The 4,445-nt window shown below is 70.0% G+C and carries 8 protein-coding genes; 3 read left to right on the top strand and 5 right to left on the bottom strand.

What is annotated here, in order from left to right:
- The 5 genes from VIB55_RS14290 to rpsF form a co-directional block, all read right to left on the bottom strand.
- Nucleotides 1-467: hypothetical protein (locus tag VIB55_RS14290; protein WP_331877328.1), on the bottom strand; the 467-nt coding region annotated here is incomplete at its 3' end.
- A gap of 251 nt (nucleotides 468-718) precedes the next feature.
- Nucleotides 719-1,102: a ribosome silencing factor gene (gene rsfS, locus VIB55_RS14285; RefSeq protein WP_331877327.1), complete on the bottom strand. Its 384-nt coding sequence runs from the start codon at nucleotides 1,100-1,102 to the stop codon at nucleotides 719-721.
- 187 nt (nucleotides 1,103-1,289) lie between these two features.
- A complete protein-coding gene (gene rplI / locus VIB55_RS14280) occupies nucleotides 1,290-1,736 on the bottom strand; it encodes a 50S ribosomal protein L9 (protein WP_331074654.1) in 447 nt (148 codons plus the stop codon).
- A gap of 12 nt (nucleotides 1,737-1,748) precedes the next feature.
- Complete coding sequence (gene rpsR / locus VIB55_RS14275; RefSeq protein ID WP_331025296.1) at nucleotides 1,749-1,970, bottom strand: 30S ribosomal protein S18; 222 nt, start codon at nucleotides 1,968-1,970, stop codon at nucleotides 1,749-1,751.
- A 2-nt stretch (nucleotides 1,971-1,972) separates the two neighbouring features.
- Nucleotides 1,973-2,332: a 30S ribosomal protein S6 gene (rpsF, locus tag VIB55_RS14270; protein ID WP_331877326.1), complete on the bottom strand. Its 360-nt coding sequence runs from the start codon at nucleotides 2,330-2,332 to the stop codon at nucleotides 1,973-1,975.
- Nucleotides 2,333-2,607: 275 nt separating this feature from the next.
- Here rpsF and VIB55_RS14265 point away from each other — a divergent pair, with 275 nt between their 5' ends.
- The 3 genes from VIB55_RS14265 (at nucleotide 2,608) to VIB55_RS14255 (ending at nucleotide 4,329) form a co-directional block, all read left to right on the top strand.
- Nucleotides 2,608-3,159: a DUF411 domain-containing protein gene (locus tag VIB55_RS14265; protein ID WP_331877325.1), complete on the top strand. Its 552-nt coding sequence runs from the start codon at nucleotides 2,608-2,610 to the stop codon at nucleotides 3,157-3,159.
- A gap of 242 nt (nucleotides 3,160-3,401) precedes the next feature.
- Nucleotides 3,402-3,695, top strand: coding sequence for a hypothetical protein (locus VIB55_RS14260; protein ID WP_331877324.1), 294 nt, complete (start codon nucleotides 3,402-3,404; stop codon nucleotides 3,693-3,695).
- Nucleotides 3,696-3,705: 10 nt separating this feature from the next.
- Nucleotides 3,706-4,329 (top strand): hypothetical protein, encoded by a 624-nt coding sequence (locus VIB55_RS14255; protein ID WP_331877323.1) that lies wholly within the window; start codon nucleotides 3,706-3,708, stop codon nucleotides 4,327-4,329.
- The last annotated feature ends 116 nt before the right edge of the window (nucleotides 4,330-4,445 follow it).

The following is a 4,445-nucleotide window of genomic DNA, read 5'->3' as shown; positions in this document are numbered from 1 at the left end:
AGCAGCAGGGCCGCGTTGGCGTCACGGAACCCGGCGACGATCTTTTCCCAGCGGGGGCTGCGCAGCACCTCGCCCGCGTCCGGCGTGTAGGTGCCGCTGGAGATCAGGTAGAAGCCGCGTCCCGGGACGGCGCGCGCGCTGCGGGCCAGGGAGGCGCCGTAGAGGAAGATGTCGACGACGCCCTCCTGGTTGGGCATCCCGATCCGCTCATGCAGGAAGGGATCGTCCAGGCACAGGTCGGCGAGCACCGTGCGGCGCCCGGCGGCGTGCCATCCGGTGGCCAGCGCCACCGCCGCGTCGGCCACCCAGTCGCGGTCGGCGCCGCGGTCAAAGAGCAGCAGCACGGGCCCGGGCGTGGCCGAATCGCCGGATACGGGAGCGGGAAGCCGCTCGAACGACGGGTCGAAGAACGTGGGCGCGGAGGGGCCCCGGTCTGGAGTGCCGGCGAGCGCGTGCGGATCGGTCATGGGCCTGGAGGTAGCCGGTCGGATGGCGCCCCTCGGGGCGCGGGAGGGCCGCGGACCCTGCCCGGGCGGAAAGGTACAGGGCTGAATCGTTGCGCCGCAAGCGTTTGGGGCTCGCCGCCGTACGGAAGTGTGGTGGAGAAGGTCCCGAGGGTTCTCTTCTCAGCGGCGAAGGCGGCGCGAGGCGCGGGGAACCGGGGTTCCTCCGCGCCTCGTCTGCTGCTCCGCTTCCGCGTGGAAAGCCCTGCCGCTGCCTACGCGGCGCGGGGCTCTATCTTGTGCAGGGGCGCGTCGCCCCACAGCCGTTCCAGCTGGTAGAACTCGCGGGCGGCGGGGTGAAACACGTGCACCACGAAGTCGAAGTAGTCCACCAGCACCCAGCGGCCGCCGCGCTCGCCCTCGACGTTCAGCGGGCGGACGCCGTCGGTCTTCAGCTCCGTCACCACGTGGTCGGCGATGGAGGCCACGTGCGTATCCGACGTGCCGGTGGCGATCAAAAAGAAGTCGGTGGCCGTGGACAGCTTGCGCAGGTCCAGCGCAACGACGTCCTGGGCCTTGCGGTCGAAAAGCAGCTCCACCGCGCGCTCCACCTCGCGGGGCAGGCTGGGCGGCGTCGAACTGGCGGGCGTGTCAGTCATCCGGTCTCCGGAACGGGTCCGATCTCGTACTGCGATTCATCTGCAAGCCAGAGGGCAAGTTGGGCACGGCCCTCCGGCGGGGCAAGTCGGGTGCCGACGCGGGGTGCACGGCGGCGCCGAGGGAAAGCAAAGCGGCCTCCGCGCAGGGCGAAGGCCGCTTCCGGCTCGTGGCCGCCAGCGGACTGGGTCAGTCCTCGGCGATCACCCACACCTTGATCTCCGGGCGAACCTGCGGGTGCAGGCGCACGGGGACGCTGGTGACGCCCAGCGACTTGATGGGCTCGTCCAGCTCGATGGTGCGGCGGTCGATCTGAACCCCCTGCTCGGCCAGCTTGTCGGCAATGTCGGCCGACGTGATGGAGCCGAACAGCTTGCCTTCCTGGCCCGCGCGGGCGTGGAAGGTGAGCGACACGCCCTCGATGGCCGAAGCGCGCTGGCGCGCCTCGTTCAGCGTCTCGCCTTCGCGGCGGGTCTGGGCGGCCTTCTCGGCCTCGATGCGGCGGACGTTGGCCTTGGTGGCCTCGTACGCCAGCCCCTTGGGGATCAGGTAGTTGCGGGCGTAGCCGGGGCGCACGTCTACGACGTCGCCCACCTCGCCCAGGTTTTCGAGACGGTCCCGAAGAATCACCTGCATGGCTTTATCTCCTTACGCCTCGTGGCCGGCGATATACGGCAGCAGGGCCAGGTAGCGTCCGCGCTTGATGGCGGTGCCCACCTGCCGCTGGTGCCGCGCGCACATCCCGCTGATCCGCCGCGGCAGGATCTTGCCGCGCTCGGTGATGAAGCGGGAGAGCGTGCTCTCGTCCTTGTAGTCGATATTCCGAACGGCGCCCTCGCACATGGGGCACGCCTTGCGTCCACCGCGCATAATCAGCCCTCCGCCTCGTCCTCGGACTCGTCATCGCGGCGCTCCCGGGGGGGCACCGGCGTGGTGGGCAGGTCGCCCTCGTTCACCACCACCAGGTAGCGGAGAACGGATTCATCCAGCTTGAGCGCGCGCTCGAACTCCGGCAGCGCCTCGCCGGGCGCGCGGAAGTGCTCCACCACGTAGTAGCCGCTGTTCTGGCGCGCTACCTCGTAGGCGAGCTGGCGGCGGCCCCAGTGGTCGGTGGCGGTGATCTCGCCGCCGTTGGCGCCGGTCAGCAGGCCGTGGAAGCGTTCCAGCTTCTCGTTCACCTGCTGTTCTTCGAGCTCGGGCCCGAAGATGTACACGATCTCGTAGTCCCTCAAGGTCACCTTTCCCTTTGGACATGTGGCCCCGCGCCGGTGCGCGCGGAGCAGGTTCGGGATGTGAAAAAAACGAAATCTCCCCCGGGCGGTTCCGGGGGAGCAGGAGATAATAGCAGGAGCACGGGCTTTCTGCAACCGCCTGGCCCCCGTTAGCCGTCCTCCGCACGCGGAGCGGACGCGCGCGGGGTTGACCCGGCCGCGCGCCGCGCGACATCTTTGCTCGTGCGCCCGCGGACCGCGGGCTCGCCCGACACGTCCTCGAAGAGGTCTCCGCCATGAGATCCGTCATCGCTCCGCGCCGGCTGGCCCGGGCCGCCGCGCTCCTCGTTCTCTCCGCCGCCGCGGCCTGCGGGTCGCGCGCCGGCGAATCTGCGCCTCCGCCCGCGGACGGTGCCGCCGCCGCCCCGCAGCAGGCGGCGCAGCCCCCCGCCCCCGCGGTGAACGCCGGCGGAGCGAAGATGGTGGTGTACAAAACGCCGACGTGCGGGTGCTGCCGCGCATGGGTGGACCATGCAAAAGCCGCCGGGTTCGACGTGCAGGTGGTGGACACCGCCAACGTCGACCCGGTGAAGCGGGAGCAGGGCGTTCCCGGTCACCTGGGCTCGTGCCACACGGCGGTGGTCGACGGCTTCGTGATCGAGGGCCACGTGCCGGCCGCGGACGTCGTGCGCCTCCTGCGTGATAAGCCCCAGGGCGTGGCCGGCCTTGCGGTGCCCGGAATGCCGCGCGGATCACCGGGAATGGAGATGCCCGGCGGCGCGCGCGATCCCTACGACGTGATCGCGTTCAGCAAGGAGGGGCGCGTGTCGGTGTTCGAGACGCACTGAGTCGCGATCACGCACGAGGGCCAGGAGGGCGGACCGGAGTTTCCGGTCCGCCCTCCTGCTTTTGCACCCCACCGTACCCGCCACAGCCGCGCACCGCGAACCCACCTGTGGCGTATTCGACCGGCTTGATCTTTCCTCGCTTTTGGACGCACTCTCCCCAGTTCGCTTTGTTTGCTTTCGTTCGTCGCGAGCCCCTTGCGCGGGTACGACGAACGGCGTACATTGGACGGGCCGGGGAGAAGATGGGCTTCAAGGACGTGCGCACCCTGCTGGTCGACGCGCTGCAGTCCGGGCGCTTTCAGCACGAGCACCGGGCCGATGTAAGCAGGAACCTGCTGGCGGTGGGCGAAGTGGGTCCGGAGTTCGTGGCGCAGTTGCTCATGCGGTGCACCGGGCGCGACTACTCGTGCACGCCGCACCACTTCGACGAGCGGGTGGCCTGCCACATCTTCAAGCCGGCACACGAGGGGCACCGGTGGTACGTCAAGGCGTACTTCCTGTCCGCCGACGCCATGTTCATCAGCGTACACAGGTAGGGAGGGCAGCATGCATCTGTACAAGGAGGGCGACCGCTCCGAGGCCATGTGCCCGCAGTGCAAGCGCCGGGTGTCCACTCGCTTCGCGGTGCGCACGGTGCCGCTGGAAGACAGCGGCGTGCAGGTGCCGGGGGTGCTCGCCGCGGTGTGCGACGTCTGCGACCAGGTGGTGGCGCTCCCGGCGCAGTCGGCGCCCAAGCTCAAGGAGGCGCTGGAGCGGAAGAAGGATGTCGCGTTGGAGGCGCGCATCCCCTATCACCTGGAAGACGTCATCCACCTGCTGGCCGACCGCTTTTCCACGGCAGTCGCGGCCTTCCGCCCGGACCTGCTGCGCTTCTACCTTCGCGAGGTGGCGAGCGACGCGGCATTCGCCGAGCGGGTTCGCGAGCTGGCGTCGTCAGAGCAGGCCCAGGCGCCCGCTCGCGCCCGCTTGTCGCTGCGCATGCCGCAGGCGCTGCTCGCCGAGGCGCGCGCCGTGGCGCACGAGGCGGGCATCCCCACCGACGCCGAGCTGCTGCGGGGGATTTTGCTCGCCGCCAAGGAGGATGTGCTGGAAGGCGCCGACCCGGACCGCATCGCACGGCTGAGCGGCGCGGCGCAGGCGGAGGGCGCGCCCCGGCCGGCGCTCGTGTAGACGGAACTAAAGGGAAGTGTCACGCGGAGGCGCGGAGGACGCGGAGAAGAACAGGAGAAACCCTCCGCAGTTCTCCGCGACCTCCGCGACTCCGCGTGAGATTCCGTCTGGGAACC

The organism is Longimicrobium sp. (genome assembly GCF_036554565.1).
Lineage (GTDB): Bacteria > Gemmatimonadota > Gemmatimonadetes > Longimicrobiales > Longimicrobiaceae > Longimicrobium.
This window is presented reverse-complemented; position numbering and strand designations above follow the sequence as displayed.

Bases quoted from the DNA above. Each gene is read 5' to 3' on its own strand.
- VIB55_RS14260 (WP_331877324.1), top strand. From the start codon at position 3,402: ATGGGCTTCAAGGACGTGCGCACCCTGCTGGTCGACGCGCTGCAGTCC.
- rplI (WP_331074654.1), bottom strand. From the start codon at position 1,736: ATGCAGGTGATTCTTCGGGACCGTCTCGAAAACCTGGGCGAGGTGGGC.
- rsfS (WP_331877327.1), bottom strand. From the start codon at position 1,102: ATGACTGACACGCCCGCCAGTTCGACGCCGCCCAGCCTGCCCCGCGAG.
- VIB55_RS14265 (WP_331877325.1), top strand. From the start codon at position 2,608: ATGAGATCCGTCATCGCTCCGCGCCGGCTGGCCCGGGCCGCCGCGCTC.
- rpsR (WP_331025296.1), bottom strand. From the start codon at position 1,970: ATGCGCGGTGGACGCAAGGCGTGCCCCATGTGCGAGGGCGCCGTTCGG.
- VIB55_RS14255 (WP_331877323.1), top strand. From the start codon at position 3,706: ATGCATCTGTACAAGGAGGGCGACCGCTCCGAGGCCATGTGCCCGCAG.